This is a genomic window from Alteromonas alvinellae, assembly GCF_902705805.1.
This window is the reverse complement of the sequence record NZ_CACSIH010000217.1, coordinates 1-967: the sequence shown is the minus strand read 5'-3', so window position 1 is coordinate 967 and position 967 is coordinate 1. Positions and strand designations below refer to the sequence as shown.

At 45.4% G+C, this 967-nt stretch carries 1 protein-coding gene; it reads left to right on the top strand.

What is annotated here, in order from left to right; genetic code table 11:
- Positions 1 to 8 precede the first annotated feature (8 nt).
- On the top strand, positions 9 to 965 hold the full coding sequence (locus ACX5KA_RS16225; protein WP_458731663.1) for an IS1595 family transposase: 957 nt from the start codon (positions 9 to 11) through the stop codon (positions 963 to 965).
- The last annotated feature ends 2 nt before the right edge of the window (positions 966 to 967 follow it).

Below are 967 nucleotides of genomic sequence, written 5' to 3'. Positions count from 1 at the left end.
GATTGATCATGCTCCCAGCACAATTTACAAAGCTTATAGCCGAGTTAGAACACTTAACAGATAGTCAAACCCGTTATGTTGAGAAGCTGCTGAAAGGCACTGATAGCGTCTCACAGTTGATAACAGAGCTTGAGGAGCGGATGGTTGAAAATCCTGAATGTCCGCACTGCCATAGCTCACTGATCAATCGGCACGGCAAGGTAAACAAGATGCAGCGTTATCGCTGCAAGAACTGCGGCAAAACCTTTGTAGCGACAACAGCGACACCGCTAGCTCGACTGAGGTACAAAGAGCTTTGGTTAGAATATATTCGCTGTATGCTGGACAGTAAGCCATTGCGTAAATGTGCCGAAAAATGTGGCCTCCACCTTGAAACATCGTTCAGGTGGCGGCACCGATTCTTGGCGCTACCATCAGCACTGAAAGCGAGCAAATTAGAAGGCATTATCGAGGCAGACGAAACACTTTTTCCCTACTCAGAGAAAGGCTCAAAACGGATGACTCGTCAGCCCCGTAAAAGAGGGGTGAAAGCGAAAAAACGAGGGCGTTCAAAGGATGATTGGGTGCCAGTTTTAACGGTCAGAGATCGAGCTAAGAATACGTATGAAGCCGTTGTGCCAAGTGTTACATCGGCAGCTCTGCATCAGGAGCTAGCAGGGAAATTAGAGAAAGACAGTGTGTTGTGTAGTGATGGCTATAAGCCCTACATAGCTCTTTCTGAGAAAAATGATTTAATACACAAGCGTTTAGATGTGGCAGGAGGTGTTAAGGTGATAGATAAAGTCTTTCACATTCAAAATGTTAACGCCTATCACAGCCGTCTGAAAGCGTGGATAAAACGGTTTCACGGAGTAGCCACAAAATACTTGGAACACTACCTAGGTTGGTTCAGGTTTATGGATACTCCAGAAAACCTTAACGAAAACAGGCTCTTTTCGATTCAACAACAGTTAATCCGAACATAGCC